Source organism: Mucilaginibacter phyllosphaerae (assembly GCF_004378255.1).
In the GTDB taxonomy this organism is placed as follows: Bacteria; Bacteroidota; Bacteroidia; order Sphingobacteriales; family Sphingobacteriaceae; genus Mucilaginibacter; species Mucilaginibacter phyllosphaerae.
This window is the reverse complement of sequence record NZ_SNQG01000001.1, coordinates 184,080-206,061: the sequence shown is the minus strand read 5'-3', so window position 1 is coordinate 206,061 and position 21,982 is coordinate 184,080. Positions and strand designations below refer to the sequence as shown.

Annotated in this window: 8 protein-coding genes and 1 pseudogene; all 9 read left to right on the top strand. The window is 41.4% G+C overall.

Going from position 1 to position 21,982, the window contains the following annotated elements:
* Positions 1–185 precede the first annotated feature (185 nt).
* Positions 186–3,275, top strand: coding sequence for a SusC/RagA family TonB-linked outer membrane protein (locus E2R65_RS00790; RefSeq protein ID WP_134334573.1), 3,090 nt, complete (start codon positions 186–188; stop codon positions 3,273–3,275).
* A 32-nt stretch (positions 3,276–3,307) separates the two neighbouring features.
* The gene (locus E2R65_RS00785; RefSeq protein ID WP_134334572.1) at positions 3,308–4,777 is read left to right on the top strand and encodes a RagB/SusD family nutrient uptake outer membrane protein; all 1,470 of its coding nucleotides are present in this window, start codon (positions 3,308–3,310) and stop codon (positions 4,775–4,777) included.
* 86 nt (positions 4,778–4,863) lie between these two features.
* Positions 4,864–8,124, top strand: coding sequence for a family 78 glycoside hydrolase catalytic domain (locus E2R65_RS00780; protein ID WP_158285184.1), 3,261 nt, complete (start codon positions 4,864–4,866; stop codon positions 8,122–8,124).
* 354 nt (positions 8,125–8,478) lie between these two features.
* Complete coding sequence (locus E2R65_RS00775; RefSeq protein ID WP_134334570.1) at positions 8,479–12,663, top strand: hybrid sensor histidine kinase/response regulator transcription factor; 4,185 nt, start codon at positions 8,479–8,481, stop codon at positions 12,661–12,663.
* A 377-nt stretch (positions 12,664–13,040) separates the two neighbouring features.
* A complete protein-coding gene (locus tag E2R65_RS00770; protein WP_134334569.1) occupies positions 13,041–16,226 on the top strand; it encodes a SusC/RagA family TonB-linked outer membrane protein in 3,186 nt (1,061 codons plus the stop codon).
* 11 nt (positions 16,227–16,237) lie between these two features.
* The gene (locus tag E2R65_RS00765) at positions 16,238–17,938 is read left to right on the top strand and encodes a RagB/SusD family nutrient uptake outer membrane protein (protein WP_134334568.1); all 1,701 of its coding nucleotides are present in this window, start codon (positions 16,238–16,240) and stop codon (positions 17,936–17,938) included.
* A 67-nt stretch (positions 17,939–18,005) separates the two neighbouring features.
* Positions 18,006–19,322, top strand: a complete 1,317-nt coding sequence (locus E2R65_RS00760) for an RICIN domain-containing protein (protein WP_134334567.1) — start codon at positions 18,006–18,008, stop codon at positions 19,320–19,322.
* 24 nt (positions 19,323–19,346) lie between these two features.
* A pseudogene (locus tag E2R65_RS00755) lies at positions 19,347–19,508 on the top strand (RICIN domain-containing protein); the annotation flags it as partial.
* An 18-nt stretch (positions 19,509–19,526) separates the two neighbouring features.
* Complete coding sequence (locus tag E2R65_RS00750; protein WP_204986258.1) at positions 19,527–21,959, top strand: sugar-binding domain-containing protein; 2,433 nt, start codon at positions 19,527–19,529, stop codon at positions 21,957–21,959.
* Positions 21,960–21,982: the final 23 nt, after the last annotated feature.

Genomic DNA, 21,982 nt, shown 5'->3' with positions numbered 1-21,982 from the left:
ATAGCTTTGATTTTATAAAACCAAACAGCCAAACCCTGGCTGTACACCAATTAGTTATAACCAGTTAACAGAAATTACCTTATGCGAAAAACGTACCTTTTTAAATGGGAGGGCAGGTGTGGTATTGCACACTCCCGCCAGGCAACAAAAAACATCTTTTATCCTATATCACAATTAATTTTATCATGAACCTATTAAAAGATAGCTCCTACTATAAAAGGGGGTATGAAATTATTATCTGCTTTATTTTAAGTTTTATATTTATAATAAGCAGCCCAGGTACAGGGTTAGCGCAAAAAACCGAGGCGGCAAATATAAGCGGGCAAGTTACCACGCAAAAAGGTGAACCGTTAGCCGGGGTTACCGTAAATTTTAAAGGCACTACCATCGCCACATCAACAGATGTTAATGGCAGATACCAGCTTAAAGGTACAGGAGATATACTGGTTTTTACCTATATAGGCTTCGTTAAAAGTGAGATCCCTGTAAATGGCCGCAGTGTAATTAACGCTCAATTAGCAGAAGATGCCAAAACATTAGATGCGGTGGTGATTGTAGCGTATGGTAATACCACACAGCGAACATCTACAGGCGCATTACAAACGGTTAATGCCAAAGAACTTCAGGATATTCCATCTGCCCAGGTAACACAAAAGCTACAGGGGAAACTTGCAGGTGTGCAGATAACCCAGGCTACAGGTAAACCGGGGCAGGGGATCCAGGTGCGGATCAGAGGGTCAGCTTCGATTTCTGCAGGCAGCGATCCATTATATGTGGTTGATGGTTTCCCGATAGTAGGAGATATCAGCAGTATTAACTCTGATGAAATTGAAACGATCAGTGTTTTAAAAGATGCTGCATCTACCTCTTTATACGGCTCAAGGGCAGCCAACGGTGTGGTACTGATTACCACCAAGCGAGGTAAAACTGGCAAAACTAATATCAATTTCAGCAGCTATGTTGGTATCCAGCAGGTGCCTCAAAAGGGCAGGCCGGATATGATGGATGCAACAGAATTTGCGCAGTTTAAAAAGGAATCGTATGAGGACCTGGGACAGCCCGTTCCTGCAGCTTTTCAAAACCCTGCACAATATGGCAAGGGATACGATTGGTACAACGCTTTACTACGATCGGCTATTATCGAAAACTATAGCCTTAGTATAAACACCGGCACCGAAAAATCACGGTCGGCCATAACCGGGAGTTACTTTAATCAGGATGGAGTGCTGCTTAATTCAAATTATAAACGTTTTTCGTTACGGGCAAATAACGATTATGATATTTCTAACAATATTAAGGTAGGCTTTAACATTGCGCCGAGTTATGTGATAAATAATGCACCGGCTACAGATGGCCTTTTTTACCAGGGCGGCGGTTTAATTAACAACGCATTATTAACCTGGCCTACCTTGCCTATTTATAATCCGGATGGGTCGCTTACTAATAACGCGAATGGTGTTTTCCCAACGCCTAACTGGGTAAACTCCATTCAGCAGATAGAGAATATTACCAAAACCACCCGTTTGCTTACAAATGCGTATGTGCAATACCAGCCAATAAATGGATTAACCCTAAAATCAACTATTAATGTTGATTTAGGCCAATCCACTTATAATAACTTTAACCCGTCAACAGCATCAAGGGGATTTGCATCAGTACCACCGGTAACAGCAAGCGGGTTTGAATCTAATAACCGTTATACCTCATGGCTGAATGAAAACCTGGTAACCTACAAGCGGTCGTTTGGTGAGCATACGATTGAACTTTTAGGAGGATATACCATCCAGAGCACACAATCAAATTACAACCAGATCAGGGGGACAAATTATCCGGATGACAGAATACATACTATTCAATCGGCTGTAAATATCGACAGGAACAATACTTACCAGGATATTCAGCAATATAATTTATTATCCTACATTTCCAGATTGAACTATAATTATAAAGGGCGATATTTATTAACGGCATCTCTACGCCGCGACGGTTCTTCCAGGTTTGGTGCAAATAACAAGTACGGTAACTTCCCCTCTGTTTCTTTGGGCTGGAATATATCGGATGAAAGTTTCATGCAAAATATCAGCCAGATCTCTTTGCTGAAAGTACGCAGCAGTTATGGCGTAACAGGTAATAATAATATAGGTAATTATACACAGTACGCTAACATTAATTCATCAAATGCCATATTCGGATCTACTGTGGCAAGTGGTATAGCGGTAACTTCAATTGGTAATAGCCGCCTTGGTTGGGAAACTACCAAGCAATTTGATATTGGTTTAGACCTTGCCGTATTAAATAACCGGCTAACATTTACTTACGACTATTATAATAAAAGAACTACAAATTTGCTATTTAACCTTCCTGTGGCCCAGGAATCGGGCTTTAGTAATTTTATTGATAATGTTGGCGATTTGCAATTCTGGGGACATGAGTTTACGGTAACTTCAAATAACTTTACCGGCACCTTTAAGTGGAACACCAACTTTAATATATCTTTTAGTGATAATAAGGTACTGGCGCTATCCGGTTTAAGTGACCGGATTTACGGTGATCACACCATCACTAAGGTTGGCGGGCGCATAGGGCAGCTTTACGGCTTAGTACAGGAAGGGGTTTATAAAAATCAGGCCGAGTTTGACAGCTCTCCAAAACTTATCGATTCGCAGGTTGGGACAATTAAGTATAAAGATGTAAATGGAGATGGGGTTATTACAAGTGGTGGCGATAATGATGACCGCACCGTTATAGGTAACCCTTTTCCTAAGTTTACCTACGGTATTACCAATAACTTTGCTTACAAGCAATTTGATCTTACCATAGTAGGAGCAGGATCATACGGAAATAAGATCATGAGCCTTTTAGATGAGGGAACAACCAACCTCGACGGTGTATTTAACGTGTTAAAAGATGTAAAATACAGGTGGAGATCGCCGGAAAATCCGGGTGCAGGCAAGTATGGTAAAACAACCGGATCAACAGCTAATGAACGTGCATTATCATCAACCCATTTTTTACAAAGTGGTAGTTTTTTCACTATCAAAAATATTACGCTCGGCTATACTATACCCTTTGCCAATAATAAATACCTGAATAATTTACGCTTGTACACCAGCGTACAACAGGCATTTGTATTTACAAATTATAAAGGTGCCAATCCCGAGGTAAGCACAGATGCCAATGGTAACCAGGCATCGGCTTTAGGCCAGGGGCTGGATTACTCGGCATATCCCGTACCCCGAACGTTTACTTTTGGTATTAACGTAGGCATTAGATAATTATATTTTAACAGCTATTTAGATAAGATATTATGAAATATAGAATTGTTTTAACAGGTATATTAGCTATTGCGTTGGTTGCCTGTAAAAAAAACTTTTTAGAGCTGCCGTCAAAAACAGCATTAAGTACACCAATCTACTTTAAATCACAGTCAGATTTTCAGCAGGCTGTTAACGGGGCGTATGCGCCTTTAAGATCATTGTATAACAACGCCTGGGCAATGGGCGAATTAAGGGCCGATAACTCGCGCTACAAATTCAACCCGAACGATAGGGGTACCATACAGGCAGAATACATTGCTGATTTTACCAACGATGCTAACAATGGCATTGCAGGCGGTAAGTACGTTAACGACTACCAGATTATTGCCAGGGTTAATCAGTTATTAGCGCCTATTGATGGTGTTGCTTTTGATGAAACGGCAAAGAACAACATGAAAGGCCAGGCTTACTTTTTAAGGGCGTTTGCTTATTTTGATCTGGTGCAGTATTTTGGTAAAGTGCCGTTGCACTTAAAGCCTGTAGGCACACTTGGTGAAACTGCTCTTCCGTTAAGCAGTATAGATTCTGTTTACAATCAAATCATTATCGATGCAAAGGCAGCCGCATCACTGCTGCCTGATAAAAGCACGCAGGAAAAAGGCAGGGTTACTTCAGGTACGGCGCAAACACTTTTAGGTAATGTTTACATGGTATTAAAAAAATGGCCCGAAGCAGAAGCTGCTTTCAAAAGTGTTGTTACATCGGGGCAGTATAGCCTGATAAGCGATTATGCTGCTGTTTTCGATCCGGCCAATAAAAATAATTCCGAATCTGTTTTTGAAATACAATACCAGCAAGGTGCAGACGGCTATGCCAGCAATTTTATTTACCAGTTTTTGCCACAGCCAATTAGTGGTGCCGAAATAAGTGCGGTAACCGGCGTATCGCCCGAAAACGCATTAACCATTGAAGGTTATAACATCCCTTCGCCCGATCTGATAGCTGCTTATGAGGCGGGTGATAAAAGGAAGGATGCAACCATCGGGACAGTAACTGCCGGTGGGGTTGCTTATCCCTATACAAAAAAATATAACCATACACATGCGCAAACAGGCAATACCAATGATAACTGGCCGGTGTACAGGTATGCAGAAGTGTTGTTGTTTTTAGCCGAAGCATTGAATGAGCAAGGAAAAAGCGGCGAGGCAATTAGTTTATTGAACCAGGTTAGGACAAGGGCCGGTTTAGCCGGTACTACGGCCGGTGGTGGGGCCGATCTTCGCCAGGCTATTATCAATGAAAGAAGGGTTGAATTGGCCCTGGAAAATAAACGATGGCCGGACCTGGTGCGCACCGGGCAGGCTGTACAGGTGCTTACTGCATATGGGGCACGTATAAAAGCTAACCCACAGGCATATTATTTCCCGGCAGGTATTACGGTTGCACCTGCAGCATTCACCAATATCAGCCTGCTGTTCCCGATACCAAATTCTGAAGCAGCGCTTAATCCTTATTTTTAACTTTACTGCACAGATACATGGCATATCTATTATGCCATGTATCTTTATGCACCAAATGGTTAGTTTTATTTATTAACACCCAGATAATGCAGTTACCTACAAAAAAAATATTCGTTTTGTTTTTTCTTAGCATCACAGGGATAGCAGCCTATGCCCAGCTACTCCCGGTAAAACTGGCTTGCGAACTTCGTCAGGATCCGTTGGGCATAGATATTGGCAAACCTGCTTTAAGTTATATACTCACTAATACTAATCTTAACGAGCGCGGTGCAAGGCAAACAGCTTACCAGATAATGGTATCGGCCAGCCCCGATTTTAAACAAGGTGCAGAGCTTTGGAATTCGGGTAAAGTAATGACCGACCGTATGGCTTACATCAACTATGCAGGCCGCGCTTTAAGATCCGGGCAAAAATGCTGGTGGAAGGTAAGGGTTTGGAACCAGCAGCATAAGCTTTCTGTATGGAGCAAACCCGCCTGCTGGACAATGGGTATGTTAAACGATAGCGACTGGAAAGCCAAATGGATAAGCGCCGAAGGTGCAGATAAGTATGCCCTAAGTTCGGTAGGGTATAAATCTGAAAATGCCGGATCTGAAAATGCTGAAAAGTGGGTGCAGATAGATCTGGGCCGCTCGCAGCCGTTTTCGGAAGTTGCGCTGTACCCTTTATTTTATGCAGATAGGGGTGCGTATGCTTTTCCGCGCAGGTTTAAGATCCAGGTATCTGATAGATCATCTTTTGAAGATGCAGTTACCCTTGCCGAGTATACAGCTAAAGATTTTAAAGCAGACAGGTATGCCCCTGCGCATGTTTACAAAGGCAATACAAGCGGCAGGTATGTGCGGTTAACCGTAAGTAAACTCGCCCCCGAGGGAACAGGCTATGCCTTTGGTTTAAGGCAGATAGAAATTATCAGCGAAGGCAAAAATATAGCGGCAGGCCAAAAGGTTGATGCATCCGACAGTTTTGAAAGCAGTGGCTTTGCCAAGGCAAACCTCACCGATAGGCCGCAGGATTATGCAAGCCTGCCTAATTATTCATCTATGCTTTTAAGAAAAGAGTTTAAGGTGAAGAAACAACTGGTAAGTGCGGTAATCTCCGTTAGCGGTTTATCTGCGTATGAATTAACCATAAATGGTAAAAAAGCAGGTAACTACCTGTTTAGCCCCGGTTGGACCGATTACCGTAAAACAATACTTTACGATACATTTGATATTACTGAGGAGCTAAAAAGCGGCGACAACGCGATCGGGATAATTTTGGGTAACGGTATGTACAATATTCAGCCTGATACCATGCGGTATGTTAAGTTTTTAAACACTTTCGGGCCGGCAAAGGCTATTGCACAGCTCCGGCTGGTTTATAACGATAATAGCGTTGAAACCATTTATACCGATAAAAGCTGGCGTGTAGCACCCGGGCCTGTTACCTACTCAAACTTTTACGGGGGTGAGGATTATGATGCCGGGCTTGAACCTGCCGGTTGGGATAAACCAGGTTTTGTACCGCGCGATAAATGGTACACGGCCATAGAAACGGATGGGCTAGGCGGAAGCCTGAAAGGATTATCAGCTGCGGCACCGCCTGTAGTTGCTGTAGATACGATAACGCCTGTAAAAATCACCAAAATAAGTGATAAGCTTTATATCTACGATTTTGGCCAGAATGCCTCGATGATGCCGGGGCTTAAGGTGAGTGGCCCCAGGGGGGCGGCTGTAAGGATGATCCCGTCGGAGCTTTTGGGTGCGAATGGTTTGGTTGACCGCAGTTCGGCTACGCAAGATGGTGTGCGACCTGCCTGGTGGCAATACAAGCTTAATGGCTTGGGCCATGAACAATGGTTCCCAAAATTCTTTTATCAAGGGGCAAGATACCTGCAGGTAGAGTTAGCACCCTCGCCTGATGGCGCTTATCCGGTGGTTGAACAGCTAACAGATGTTATTGTCCACTCAGCATCTAAACCTGCCGGTACGTTCGAAACCTCCAATAAACTGTTTAACCAAATTTACGGCCTGGTGCGCTGGGCCCAAAGAAGTAACATGATGAGTTTTATGACAGATTGCCCTCAACGCGAAAAAATGGGCTGGCTGGAAGAAAATCATCTCAACGGTCCATCGTTAAGGTATAATTTTGATATGGCATTATTGTTCAGGAAAACAATGAATGATATGGCAGATGCGCAGTTAAAAAACGGTTTGATACCCAATATAGCGCCCGAATATTTTATTGCCGGCTCACCCGAACTGACAAACGGGATGCGCAATTCACCGGAATGGGGCAGTTCGTTTATTATTGTGCCCTGGCAGCAGTATTTGTTTTCTGGCGATATTTCGTTATTAGAACGTTATTACGATAAGATGAAACGCTACATCGCATTCTTATCAGGCGAGGCAAAAGACAATATTATTCACACAGGCCTCGGCGACTGGTATGATATCGGCCCCAAAGAGCCCTGGGGATCACAGCTAACACCTGTTTCGTTTACCGGTACTGCAATTTACTATTATGATAACTGGATCATGAGCCAAATTGCACGGGTGTTGGGTAAACAAAACGATGCGAAGTATTATGACGGGGCAAGTAATAAGATCCGTGCATCTTTTAATAAAACCTTTTACAATAAGCAAACAGGTTTATATGCAACAGGCTCGCAAACTACCAGCGCCATGCCTTTGTTTTTTAACCTTACCGATACCCAAAACAGGCAACAGCTTTTAACATCGCTGGTAAATGATATTCGTAAAAGGGATAACAGTTTTACTTCCGGAGAGGTTGGTTACCGGTTTTTACTGCGTGCGCTGGCTGATGAAGGCCGGTCAGATGTGGTTTATGACATGAACAATCAATCTGAACGGCCTGGGTATGGTTATCAGTTAAAAATGGGTGCAACCAGCTTAACAGAAAAATGGGACGCGGGAGTTGGTAACTTTGGTTCACAAAACCATTTTATGTCGGGCCAGATCAACGAGTGGTTTTTTAATGATCTGGTAGGGATAAGTCCGGATACCGCTGGCGCAGGTTTCAAGCGTTTTATAATAAAACCCGAAATGTTAAGCAGCCTTAGCTGGGTTAAAGGCACCTATTCATCTGTTAGCGGTGATATTAAATGCGAGTGGCGCAGAGTTGGTAAAAAGATGCTGCTTAATATTACAGTGCCTGTAAACACTACAGCAACAGTTTACTTACCTACAGATAATAAACAGGGTATTTATGAAGGTAATCAACAAGCCCCGGCTGTTAAAGGTGTTAAACTATTAGGCGTTACCAATCATAAATTGAAGTGCCAGGTTGGTTCTGGCAGTTATCATTTTTCTTTTATTGCAGAGAATTCCAAGCAGCGGAGATAATAAATAGTAATTTTATCTATCTTACCATATTCATTAATAGTAAGTTATAGTAGCATGTCTATTGTTTAGCTATCCCTGTTCTTAACACAGGAAGTTTATAAAGTAGCGTAATATTATTAATTGTTTTTTTTACAATTAATAATATTACGCTACTTTAGTTTTTTACAATGTAAACCAATTGTTACTTTTATTACGTTTTAGCCATCACAACCACATCCCGGTTTTATTTAAAATTCGTTTATGGTTTAATATGGGTTGGCTGTAATTAAAACGCCTGCCTGTTATACGGCGGTGTTATAATTTGTAGTGGATGGATAAAGTTGCGGGGCACCAATTGATTTATAACAATAGCCTATGTTGTTAATAATTATAGCTAAAAGTAATTCTGCAGATGCTAAAGATAAAGGAAAGCTTTTTTTTAGCAGGCTGATTTATAATGGAAAATATTTTTTTACAGTGTTTTTGGCTTTATTGTTCATACTGCCGCTGCATGCACAAAATGTTCCATTGGCCAACAGCTTTTATAAGGATTTTTCTCTGGTTACATATACGATAAATGATGGGCTGCCTTCCAGGAATACCACTACCGCTATAAAAGATAAATACGGGTTTATGTGGATTGGTACGGAGAACGGTTTATGCAAGTTTGACGGTTATAATTTTAAAACGTTCCAAAATAATCAGCTTGATAGTAACTCTATCTCAAATAATTTTATAAATGCCATAGTGGCCGACAAAAACGGGCGCTTATGGATAGGTACGATGGATGGCCTTAATCTGTTTGACCCTTTAACAGAAAAGTTTACCAGGTATTTTCATAAAGACAATCAAAAAGCTTCTTTAAGCCACGATAAAATATGGGCCTTACTTACAGATGTACATGGCACGTTATGGATAGGAACGGACGATGGCTTTAATAAGTACAATTCCAAAAAAAATAATTTTGAGGTTTATAAGCCGGATGCCCGTAATGCCTATGCTATGAAGGGCAAATCTGTGAATGCCATTGTTGAGGATGGCGGCAATTTATGGCTGGGTAATTGGGGTAGCGGTTTAAACAAGTTTAATATAGCTACCAGTCGTTTCACAAATTACAGGCAGGTGCAACAACCCGGGCAAAAAAATGCTAACGATGTATGGGCGCTCTGTAAAGATGAAGAGGGCATTGTATGGGTAGGCACCTACTGGAAGGGCCTTTATAAATTTGATCCTAAAACGGAAACATTTACTTCTTTTAACCGGCCGGATATCAATAACAAAGCTGTGTTTAATCTGCTCACGGCAGGTAATCATACTTTGTTAGTTGGTAGTGATGAAAATTTTTACTGGGTAAATACCCAAACCAACACCTGGACACCGCTTGACGACTTTAAGAACAACCCCAATGGCAATATTTATAAAGATGCTGAAGGAGTACTTTGGATCTGTGCAAGAGATGGCGTAGCCAAACTTGATTTTAACCAGATAAAATTTTCTTTTTTTAAATTTACCGGCTTAAAACCTGAGGTAAGGAGCATCATCACCAAAAATGATATTGCCTGGCTTGGGACTAATAAAGGCCTTATAAGATATAATTTAAAAACACATAGCAGTATAATCTACAGGCACACCAACAATATCAAAAGCCTTGGTAATGATGATATAAGCCGTTTGTATCAGGATAGTAAGGGCAAAATATGGATAACCACGGAGTTTGGTTTTGATGAGTTTGATGAAGCTAATAATGTTTTTAACCATCATTACCATCATTCGTCACTTGGTGCTTTATATAATGAAGATGTTTTTAGGGATATATTAGAAATTAGCCCGGGTATTTACGGCCTTGCAACCGATGCAGGGCTCAAAATTTTCAACAGTAAACTTAATACCTATACACATTATTTTAGTAGCGGCAGTAAAAACAGCATTAGTAATAACCACTTAAACTGCCTTTTAAAAGATACCGATAACACCATTTGGATAGGTACCAGCGGCGGCGGGCTTAACCGCTTTTACCCTGAAACAGGGCGTTTTAAATCATATTTATTAAAGGGAGGAGCCCAAAAAGGTATAAGTAATAATACCATTAAAAAGATATTTATAGATAGCCGTAAAAATATATGGATCTGTACGCCCGATGGATTGAACCTGTACGACAGGAAAAGCGATTCGTTTGTTATTTACTCGGAGGCTAATGGCTTTAACGATAACGTTTTTAACGACATGGTAGAAGATAAGGCCGGTAACTTGTGGGTAATTACAGAAAAAGGGATGTCGGTACTTAACCCGCGTACAGGTGATGTTAAAAACTTTGATGAAGCCGACGGGCTATATTCAAATTCTGCTATTTATAATTATCAGGATAAAATATATGTAGCAGGTAGCCGTGGTATTGTTTTATTTAACCCGGTTTCCATCAATTATAATAAGCAAATACCGCCTGTTGCATTTACCAACTTCCAGATATTCAACAAACCAATTACGCCATCTGCGCAGGGGCCCTTAAAAGAAAACCTTAATACAGCGAAGCGAATAACTTTAAATTATAATCAAAATGTTTTTTCGCTAGAATTTGTTGCGCTAAACTACACGCTATCGGCTAAAAACGAATATGCGTATATGTTACAGGGGTTTGATAAAAAATGGAACTATGTAGGGCGGCAACGTAAAGCTACTTATACCAACTTAGACCCCGGTACATATGTGTTTAATGTAAAAGCGGCTAATAATGACGGGGTATGGAATAACGTGGGTAAATCGCTTATCATAGTTATTACACCACCTTGGTATTTAACATGGTGGGCTTATACCGCATACTTTTTAATTATCTGCACCTTGGTTTATAGCTATATTTTATATAATGAACGCCAGGCTAAATTACGTTACGAAATAAGGCTGGCCCATTTAGAAGGCGAAAAAGAGAAAGAATTGCATCAAAAAAAGCTATCGTTCTTTACGAATATATCGCATGAGTTTCGCACGCCGTTAACACTTATTATTAACCCGGTAAAAGAGCTGCTGAGTGCCCAAAACCTAAACGATAATACCAGCCTTAACATTGTTTACCGCAATGCCAAGCGCTTATTGAGTTTGGTAGATCAATTGCTGCTATTCCACAAGGCCGATTCAAGTACGGGTAATTTAAAAATATCTAAATTAAACATAGCCTACCTGGCTAACGAAGTTTATTTGTGTTTTATACACCAGGCCAAAGCCAGGCAAATAAATTTTGAAATCATCTGCGAAGAAAAATTTATTGAATTGTATGCCGATAAGGAAAAGATAGAAATAGTATTATTTAACCTATTATCAAACGCAATTAAATTTACACCTTTTGGCGGTATTATAAAAATGACAGTTTACCAAGACCTGTCATCTGTAACTATTACTGTGCAGGATACTGGCTGCGGTATAAAAGAAGGTACCGGCGATAGGCTTTATACTCGTTTTTTTCAGGAGGAGAGCATTAATAATTCGTCAAAAGGTGGTTTTGGTATTGGCCTGTTCCTAGTAAAACATTTTGTTGAAGACCATTTGGGCAGTATTAGTTATACAAGCAAGTATGGCCAGGGTACATTGTTTAAAGTAAGCTTGTTAAAAGGAGTGCGACATTTTAACCCGCAAATTGTATATGAGGATACGGAAGCGGGGTCTGTATTATTGCATGAACTGATAGAAGAGGCTGATAATGATGTTTATATGGAAGATGTTTTAGAGACCGCGCCAGGCGAAGAAGAGCTGCAAAGCGGTTTAAAGTCTATCTTATTGATTGATGATAACCGCGATTTTAGGGAATACCTTAAAATGATTTTTAAGACCGGTTATAATGTGCACGAAGCGGGCAGTGCAGAAGAAGGGCTGCAAAAAATAAAAGAACTTTTACCGGATATTGTAGTAAGTGACGTTGTGATGGAAAATATGAACGGTATAGACTTGTGTGCAATTGTAAAAGCAGATATCAATATTGGGCATACGCCTATTATTTTACTTACATCAAGTTCATCAACAGAAGGTAAGTTAAAGGGCTTAGAAGGTGGTGCTGATGATTATATAAGCAAACCTTTTGATATAGAGATACTTAAAGCGAGGGTTACAGGTATTCTTAAAAGTAAGAATAATTTGCAGCAATACTTTTATAATGAGATAACACTCAATAAAAATACGCATAAAATACCGCTGGAATACAAGGAGTTTTTAGATAGTTGTATGAGGATCGTAGAACAACATTTAACAGATCCTGATTTTAGTATTCAAATACTGGCAAATGAATTAAGTATATCACACTCAAGCCTGTATAAAAAAATAAAATTGATATCTGGCTTGTCTGCAAATGGTTTTATCAGGTTTATCAGGTTAAGAAAAGCCGCAGAAATACTGATTAACACTAATCATAATATTTTCGAAACCTCCTATCTGGTGGGTATAAACGATATAAAATACTTTCGGGAGCAGTTTAAAAAACTGTTTAACATGAATCCGTCGCAATACATGAAAAAGTATCGCAAGGTATTTTCTACAGGGGCGGTAAATACCATCAACAGGCAACCTGCAAAACCGTAGCCTTATATTCATACAATTCTTACCGCTCACAAGCCTTTTAATTTCATAAACCTTATTGATTAAAGTAGTTATTGCTGATACCAGCGCTATGAGTTTTTGTAAAATTAAGCTGCAATTGTTTTTTATAAATACCCTTTAAAAGCGACGTTATGTGTATAAACATTAATTTTATAGGTAAAATTACCTTTTTGCCCCCCTTTTTATGAGGATTAACCACCCTTTGTAAAGTGTTTTTTACATCAACTTAGCACTCATAAACCAAAATTCTGTTTTAAATATTTCCTGGTATGCTAATTAACTCAACACGCTTTGCAGCATGTTGATGATACCCTGATATGCCATGATCAGAAATTAAACCAATTAATAAACTTTTTAAAATGAAAAAAAATTTACTCTATGATTTTTCACCGCACCGGAGAACCAGGAAGGCCGTAGGTATTTTACTGGCGGGCATGATTCCGCTATGTGTACCAATGGCATCACAGGCTGATGCACTGAAATTTAACCCTACCTTAAAAGAGTTTAAGCAAGCGGATATTAACGTATCTGGTACCGTAACTGACGAAAAGGGGATGACCTTGCCGGGCGTTTCCGTGTCGGTAAAAGGCACTACACAAGGCGTGGTAACAGATGTTAACGGCAAGTATTCGCTTACGGTTACTAATGCTAATGCTACATTGGTTTTTACTTACATTGGTTATAACCCGCAAGAAATTGTGGTTAATGGTAAAACAACCATCAATGTACAATTAACCGGCGATTCAAAATCACTGAATGAGGTGGTGGTAGTTGGTTACGGCACGCAGAAAAAGGCTACACTTGCAGGTTCGGTATCGCAGGTAAAAGGCGCCGAATTGGTAAAAAGCCCGCAGCCTAACGTGTCTAACTCATTGGCCGGTCGTTTTTCTGGTGTTGTCATCAATAACAGAAGCGGCGAGCCGGGTTATGATGGTTCTAACATCACCGTACGTGGCCTGGCTACCACGGGCAGCAATAATGTGTTAGTAGTAGTAGATGGTATCCCCGGCCAGATAGGTGGCCTGGAAAGGCTTGACCCTAACGATATCGAAAGTTTATCTGTACTGAAAGATGCATCGGCGGCTATTTATGGTAATCGTGCAGCAAATGGTGTTATACTGGTAACAACTAAAAAAGGAAAAACAGGTAAGCCAACTGTTAACTATAGTTTTAACCAGGGCTTTAGTTCGCCAACCCGTTTACCACAAATGGCTGATGCTGCATTATATGCACAGTTAAGAAACGAGATTGCTTACAACTCAAGCCAGGCAGGTGGCCTTAATCAGATCTATACAGAAGAGCAGATCCAGAAATTCAGGGACGGATCTGACCCGATCAATTTTCCGAATACCGATTGGATAGGTACTACCCTTAAGAAAACCACCTTACAAAACCAACAGAGTTTATCTGTAAACGGGGGGAATGATGATGTTAAGTATTACGTGTCGTTAGGTACGCTTTATCAGGATGGTATTTATAAAAATGGGGCTACCAAATACAAACAGTATAATTTCCGTTCAAATATTGATGCAAACATTAATAAACGCCTAAAAATTGGCTTATCCGTATCAGGCAGGCAAGAAGACAGAACTTTCCCTACCATAGGTGCAGGTGATGTATTTAGGTCGGTGTACAGGGCTAACCCAACAGTTTTAGCATTTTATCCTAATGGGTATCCTTCTACAGGCATCGAGTTTAATAATCCGGCTGTGCAGGTAACAGATATTGGCGGTGTTGTAAATAATCCTACACAAGTTTACAATGGTATTTTAAGAGGTAGTTACCTTATACCCGGTGTAGAGGGTTTATCTTTAGATGGCTTCTTTTCTGTTGATAAATCAAATGCATTCAACAAAAATTTCTCGAAACCATATGTATTGTATAGTTACAACCAGGCAAATGATGTTTATACAGGTACAATAGTTGGTGGCAATAACCAAAAAGCAACGTTGTTTCAATCGCAAAATAATCAGTCGCTTGTTACCTCGAACATTAAATTAAACTTTAATCGCAAGTTTGGTGCACATAGTATAGAGTCATTCGTAGGTTATGAGCAAAGCAAAAATCATTTGGATTATTTTGATGCAACCCGTTTAAACTATCTTTCAACAAGCTTGCCGGAGTTATCACAAGGTGGCAGCGCAGCAACAGATTATTTAAACTCGGGCTATAGCTCAAACTACACCCGCCGAAGTGTCATCAGCCGATTAGGTTATAATTATGCTGAAAAGTACATTTTCGAAGGCCAGTTACGTGCAGATGGTAGCTCGATATTCCCAAGCGGAAAACAATGGGGGTATTTCCCGTCTGCATCGGTAGCTTATCGTATATCACAAGAGGGGTGGTTTAAAGAAAATATAAAATTCTTTGACGACTTAAAATTCCGTGCGTCTTATGGTTCGTTAGGTAACGATAACGTAAACAATTTCCAATATTTTGATAATTACGTTTTAGTGGGTAATGGTTTCGTAGCATTAAACACTTCGGCAACAGATAAGGTAAATGTTATACAGCCAAACGTGAATCTGGTTAAATTGGCTAACCCGGATATTACCTGGGAGGTTGCTAAAAAGTTAGATGTAGGTATTAACGCTACGTTTTTGCATAACTTTACTATTGAGGCTATCTACTTTCAACAAAGAAGATCTGGTATCCTGGCTACCAGGAACGCATCCCTGCCAGGCTCATCAGGTATCGTAAATCCATACGGATCTGATCCGCTGGTGCCATCTGAAAACATTGGTAAGGTAAATAGTAACGGGTTTGAAGGAACACTTGGTTATAACAATACCGGCAAAGATTTTAGCTGGGGCGTTAGCGGTAACTTCACTTACGCAAAAAGCAAAATTGTGTTTATTGACGAAGCTCCCGGTGCTTTAAGCTACCAACGCCAAACCGGTGGGCCGTTAAACACCTACTTGCTTTATAACTCAATCGGTTTATTCCGCACGCAGCAGGAATTGGATAGCTATCCGCATGTACCCGGTGCTAAGGTAGGCGACCTTAAATTCCAGGACTATAACAACGACGGTCAAATAACCGCCGATGATCAAACGCGTACCAAATATGGTAACATACCGCAAATTACTTACGGTTTTACTGTAAACGCGGCGTATAAAAATTTCGATCTGTCGGTATTATTCTCAGGCCAGGCACAAGTTAGCCAGTATGTATTACCGGAAGCCGGTACCATAGGTAACTTTTACAGCAGTTGGGCAAATAACCGTTTTAGCCCTACCAACCCTAATGGTACATACCCACTGGTAACAGATCGTGCTTCAAGCTCAATCAGCGGTTCATATGGCAATACATTCTGGCTTAATGACGCTTCTTTTTTAAGGCTTAAAAACGTTCAGTTAGGTTATAACTTTGGTACCCAGGTTTTATCAAAAATTAAAATATCGGGTTTAAGAGTGTATGCAAGTGCTTTTAACTTGTTTACCATAACAAAAGTTAAAGATTATGACCCTGAAGGTACAAGTGGTAGCGGCCAGTTTTATCCACAGCAAAGAATTATCAACTTGGGCGCAAGCGTTAAATTTTAAATATTAACAATATGAAATTACAATATAGGAAGCATTTATATACAGCCATACTGGGCATAATGTGTATGTCTGCGTGCAAAAAGGATTTTTTAAACGTGCAGCCTACTGATAGGATTGCAACATCAGCCATAGAAACTGATACTGCAGTTTATGAAGCTTATGTAACTAACCGTTACATAGGCGCAAAATTGCAGGATAAAGAGGGCGAAGGTACAAACCCTGGTTTTGGCCGCGGTTTTGAATATAGTATGTGGAGCTCGGTTACCGATGAATCTATTTATAATAATGATGATGCTACCTGGCTGGTTCAGCGTGGGCAGTTAGCACCAGAGAATCTTGGCGGTGCAGGTGTATTATGGGCCAGAAGTTATCGTAGTATTAGGGAATGTAATTATGCACTCAGCATTTTACCAAATTTGCCATTTAGCCCTACACACAAAGCGAATATCGAAGGTGAATTAAGATTTATCAGGGCCTTTAGATATCAGGATTTGATTCGTAATTATGGCGGTGTTGTTTTAATGGGCGACAGAGTAATAAATTTAAAAGATGATCTGCAAGATCCTACCCTCTTTAAACGTGCTACTCTTAAAGAGAGTATGGATTATGCAATTAGTGAATTAACAGTTGCTGCAGACAAATTACCTTTAGATAATAGTGGTATCTGGCTTTTAGGCCGTGCCACTAAAGGTGCAGCCCTGGCTTTAAAATCAAGATTGGCTTTGTATGCGGCAAGTCCGTTATATAATGTAGGCACCTGGGCCGATGCCGCAACTGCCGCCCAGGCAGTTATAAGCCTTAACAAGTACGGTATTTACCAGGGTGGATACCGCAATTTGTTTTTAACCAACGAATCTAACGAGGCTATTTTTGAGCGATTATACACTAAAAATGCTAACCATGTACATTTAGAGATCGCTAACGGGCCAAATGGCTACGGTGGCTGGGCCGGTAACACGCCGTTACAAAATTTAGTTGATGATTATGAAATGGATAACGGCAAACCCATTACCGATGCAACATCAGGTTATGACCCAACACATCCCTATGATAACCGCGACCCGCGTTTTGCTGCTACCGTTTTGTATAATGGTGCGCCTTACCGTGAGCGTTCTATAGAAACATTTATACCCGGTGGTAAGGATAGCCGTGATGGCGATAGTAATTGGAACACGACTAAAACCGGTTATTATCTTAAAAAATTCATGAATGATGCTTATCCGCTGATAAATCCCTGGGGGAACGCAGGTTTCCAGCCGTGGATCTACATGCGCTATGCAGAAGTATTGCTAAACTTTGCCGAAGCTGCTAACGAAGCTTACGGGCCTGATGTTATCCCTCCGGGCGCATCTATGTCGGCACGTTCTGCAGTAAATATGGTAAGGGCGCGGGCGGGGGTAAACATGCCGGCTTTAGCAGCAGGCTTAAGTCAGACGCAAATGCAAACAGCGGTTCGTTACGAACGACGCGTAGAACTTGCCTTTGAAGAACACCGTTTTTATGATGTACGCAGATGGAAAATTGCTGATGTTACCGAAAATAAACCTGCAGGTGGTGTGGTAATTACTAAAAATGCGGATGGCACCTTTAACTATGCGTCAAAAGTGGCGTTAGATGGGCGTTCATTCTCTACCAAGCATTATTGGTTGCCTATCCCTCGTTCAGAGATCCAGGCATCCAACGGGCAGTTGGCGCAAAACGCCGGTTATTAATAAAAGTTGAGTTTAGGGGCTGATGGAACACCATTGGCCCCTTTTTATTATAATTAAACTTTTACCCATGAAAAAACTACTTTTTGTATTGGCTTTACTATGCATTATTAATAGTGCCTGTAAAAAAGATGCTATGGAGGTTGATCCTGTTACTGTAGCCACAGAGCCGGTTAAAACGCCTGATCTTGCAACAGGCACACCTGATCCGGCAAGTGCTATTAAAGGGGTGAACTGGGCTGCCGATGGTGATAATTTTAGTGATGGCATTTTAGTATTAAGCGGTCTTGAGGCGTCAGACATTTATACAACGGTAGCTGCTAAGGCAGATGCGGTGCTTACCGGCATACAGGCAAACACCGGGGCCAACACGCTAAGGCTGCCTGTAAACTACACTACCACATCGCAGCAATGGTGGAATGCTTATACCGGCGTTATAGATAAAGCTGTAAGCAAAAACATGAATGTGATATTGGGTTACTGGGAAGGCGAGTCATCTAAAGATGGTAAAATTGATAACGTTGCCGAGTTTTGGTCGATGTGGCAAACCATAGTTACCAAATATGGTAACAACTCCAGGGTATATTTCGAAATTTTTAACGAACCGCACGGTTATACCTTAACCGACTGGACAACAATTTGCGCCGAATGGTTAAGTAGATATCCATCTGTACCTAAGGGGCGCATTTTAATCAGCGGTACATCATACTCGCAGGATATTACAGGTGTAGGGGCCGATAGCAGGTTTGCAAACTGCCTTTTATCCATACATGATTATACTTTTTTTAGCGACGGAAACAACAAAACCGCTGCCCAGTGGGAGAGCAGGTTTAAATCAAATATAGGTGCTTATAGCAGCCGGGCTGTTTTAACAGAATTTGGCGTACCCATGACGGGGGGTAAAAATTACACCGGTGCAATAACCGCCGACCAGGAGATTGCTTACATGCAGGGGCTTACCAACCAGGTAAGAGCATTTGGTATGGGCAGTGTTTACTGGCCGGGCATCCGCAATGGCGATAGTTACAGCATGCAGCAATTAAATGGTACAGGTATTAATCTTACGGTTTCAAACACCAATGCTACCGGCCTTAGCAGGCTTAAATATGCCTGGGGTGTTGGTACAGGCGGTACAGATGTTTTTTATCCGGCTGCTTATTATCGTTTTATAAATGTTAACAGCGGCCTGGCGCTTGATGTTAACTCATCTTCAACAAATAGTGGCGAAGGCGTATTACAGTGGTACCCCAACGGCGGCAATAACCAGCAATGGATTATAACAGCAGGCAGTAACGGCTTTTATAAAATAACCAATCGTAACAGCAGCCTGGCACTTGATGTAAGCGGGGCATCAACTTCAAATGGTACTGGTATCATCCAGTATTAGTTAACCGGCGGCAATAGCCAGCAATGGCAGCTTGATGCGGTTACCCCGGGTATATACAAAGCCACTAATCGTAACAGCACGCTTATGCTTGATGTTAACGGCGCCGTAACAACGGCAGGTGCATCAATTATTCAATGGCCGGCAAACGGCGGTAATAATCAACAATGGCAAATTGTGCAGCAATAGCACATCGCAATAATTTACATGATGAAAAAAATAACTTATCATTATTTTTACTTATTAGCGGGCATCTTATTCCCGGTTTTATTACAGGCGCAAAATTTAGGTAAACCGGTACTGTTTAACCAGGGCTGGGGCTTTCACCAGGGGGATATACCCGGCGGCCAAAGTGCAATTAACAGTACCCAATGGCAAACGGTTGATCTGCCGCATGACTGGAGCATACAACAACCCTTTAGCGATGAATGGGCCAGTGCCACCGGTTATTTACCTGGTGGTATAGGCTGGTACAAAAAAACATTTACTGCCGATGCCGAGTGGCGGGGCAAACAGGTTGATATTTATTTTGATGGCGTTTACAAAAACAGCGAGGTTTGGATAAATGGCCATTATCTTGGCAAAAGGCCAAACGGATTCATCGCTTTTCAGTATGATCTTTCTAAATACCTGAATTATAAAGGCAAAAATACTTTAACTGTAAAGGCTGACCACAGCGACTTTGCCGATTCCAGGTGGTACACCGGCTCGGGTATTTATCGGAATGTTTACTTAGTTGTCAAGAACCCTGTGCACATCGGTTTGTGGGATGTTGCTTTTGCTACCCCTAAAGTTTCTGCACAAAAAGCGGATATAAATATAAAGGTTAAGGTAACCAATAGCACTAAAACAACTGCGGCGGTAACCGTTAAGGTAAACCTGGTTGATAACACCGGTAAAACTGCTGCTACCCTACAAAAGCAGCTTAATTTAAAATCAGGCAGTAAAGAGATGGAATTTGATGGTAATATTATATCGCCACGTTTATGGGATGCAGAAAATCCGTCATTATACAAATTGCAGGTGCAATTAACCCGTAATGGTAAAGCAATAGACGAAATAAACCAGCAGGTAGGTATCCGCAGCATTGAGTTTGATAAAGATAAAGGGTTCTTTTTAAACGGTAAAAGCACCAAGCTAAAAGGTGTTTGTATCCATGATGATGCAGGGGCGTTGGGCGTTGCGGTACCGCAGGAAGTATGGGTGCGTCGTCTTAAAATATTAAAAGAAGCCGGTGTGAATTCTTTACGCCTTAGCCATAACCCCCACGCCGATTACTTGTATGACCTGAGCGACCGCATGGGCTTTTTAGTGATGGATGAGGCCTTTGATGAATGGGAACTGGGTAAAAATAAATGGGTAAAGGGCTGGAATGTAGGCACACCCTCAAAAGACGGTTACCATACTTACTTTAAAGAATGGGCAGACCGTGATGTGCAGGATATGGTACTGCGTACACGTAACCATCCCTCCATCATCATGTGGAGCATCGGTAACGAAATTGATTACCCTAACGATCCTTACACACACGAGATATTAAACACCGGAAGAAACCCGCAGATCTATGGCAAAGGCTATCTGGCCGATCATCCTGCCGCAAGCCAGCTTACTGTAATTGCCCGGCAACTGGTTAAGGCGGTAAAAGCTATTGATAAAACACGCCCGGTTACTGCTGCGCTGGCCGGTGTGGTAATGTCTAACGAGGTTGGTTTCCCCGAGGAGCTTGATGTAGTAGGCTATAATTACCAGGAGTACCGTTATCCCGAAGATCACAAAAAATATCCTAACCGTATTATTTATGGCAGCGAGAACGGCATGGCAACACAGGCATGGGCAGCGGTAGACAGCAATGAATACATCTCGGCACAATACCTGTGGACAGGCATAGATTACTTAGGCGAGGCCGGTAAATGGCCGCAACGCAGCAACGGTGCTGGGTTATTAGATCTGGCAGCTTTTAAAAAGCCCGAGTATTATTACAGGCAAAGCATTTGGGCTGCAAAGCCTATGGTTTATATAGGAGCCCGCGAGGTTAAAAAAGCGGAAGACAGAGGCATCTGGAGCCATAAATCTATTCAGCCGGTTTGGAACTGGCCTGCAAACAGTAAAATGCGTGTAGATTGTTTCACCAATTGCCAGGAAGCAGAACTCTTCTTAAATGGCAAATCGTTAGGTAAACAATCACGCAGCACAGCAAAAGGCAAAATACCTTCATGGGAGGTTGACTATGAGCCGGGCGAATTAATGGTAAAGGGTTATAACAACGGCATCCAGGCAGGCGCTTATACCATTAAAACGAGTGCCGGGGCATCCAACATCAAAGCATTAGCAGATGCTACCATATTTGCTAAAAACACTACAGGCCTTAGCCAGGTAGAGATACAGATAACCGATAAAAACGGCAACCCGGTATTTGAGGCAGAAAATCAGGTTAAAGTAAGTGTTAGCGGTCCGGCAAAATTATTGGGACTGGAAAGCGGTAGCACAAGCAGCCACGAAGGTTATCAGTCGCCGGTAAGGGCAGCGTTACACGGTAGGTTACTGGCCTATATACAAACTAGCGGCAAACCGGGTAAAGTTACGGTACAGCTAAGTTCGGCAGGGCTGCAAACATCAACCGTAATTTTAACAGTAAAATAAGCACCTGTCTTTCAAATACAAAT

Coding starts and splice junctions, on each gene's coding strand:
- E2R65_RS00790 (WP_134334573.1), top strand. CDS start 186: ATGAACCTATTAAAAGATAGCTCCTACTATAAAAGGGGGTATGAAATT.
- E2R65_RS00785 (WP_134334572.1), top strand. CDS start 3,308: ATGAAATATAGAATTGTTTTAACAGGTATATTAGCTATTGCGTTGGTT.
- E2R65_RS00780 (WP_158285184.1), top strand. CDS start 4,864: ATGCAGTTACCTACAAAAAAAATATTCGTTTTGTTTTTTCTTAGCATC.
- E2R65_RS00775 (WP_134334570.1), top strand. CDS start 8,479: ATGTTGTTAATAATTATAGCTAAAAGTAATTCTGCAGATGCTAAAGAT.
- E2R65_RS00770 (WP_134334569.1), top strand. CDS start 13,041: ATGAAAAAAAATTTACTCTATGATTTTTCACCGCACCGGAGAACCAGG.
- E2R65_RS00765 (WP_134334568.1), top strand. CDS start 16,238: ATGAAATTACAATATAGGAAGCATTTATATACAGCCATACTGGGCATA.
- E2R65_RS00760 (WP_134334567.1), top strand. CDS start 18,006: ATGAAAAAACTACTTTTTGTATTGGCTTTACTATGCATTATTAATAGT.
- E2R65_RS00750 (WP_204986258.1), top strand. CDS start 19,527: ATGATGAAAAAAATAACTTATCATTATTTTTACTTATTAGCGGGCATC.